This window comes from Chryseobacterium sp. HNCC26DJ238, assembly GCF_057180465.1.
Genome location: NZ_JBXUGI010000062.1, coordinates 1 through 571 on the forward strand (window position 1 = coordinate 1; position 571 = coordinate 571).

The window sequence follows — 571 nt, forward strand, 5'->3', positions numbered from 1 at the left end:
CTGAAAATCATCCTGTTCGAATCGTCAATGATATTTTAGAGAAGGTAAACATCGATCCTCTTCTAAAAGCTTACAGCACAGAAGGAAATCCCAGCTATCATCCCGTGATGATGCTTAAGGTGATGGTTTTTGCGTACATGAACAACATTTATTCATCCCGGAAAATTGAAAAATCTCTTCGTGAAAACATCAACTTCATGTGGCTCTCCAATATGAGCATCGTGGATCACAATACTGTGAACCGTTTTCGGACCCATAAACTTGAAGCCGCCTTCAAGGATATTTTCTCCCAGGTGGTTTTGCTTTTGGCAGAGGAAGGTTTGGTGAGCATGAGACAGGTGTTTGTAGACGGAACCAAAATTGAAGCACAAGCCAACCGATACACTTTTGTTTGGGCAAATGCCATTAAAACCAATAAAGAAAAAATGCTTCGTCAGCTGGAAGAGCTCTGGAAATACGCCCAAAGCGTGGCAAGGGAAGAAGATAAAGATCCTGAACCGCCGGAATTTAAAGAAATCAGTAAAGAAAAAATCCGGCAAACGGTAGAAAACATTAATGCCAAATTGAAAGG

At 41.0% G+C, this 571-nt stretch carries 1 protein-coding gene; it reads left to right on the plus strand.

Annotation, left to right across the window (positions count from 1 at the left end; translation table 11 throughout):
• On the plus strand, positions 1-571 hold a 571-nt coding region (locus tag AC2A07_RS19715; protein WP_484051802.1), incomplete at both ends, for a transposase.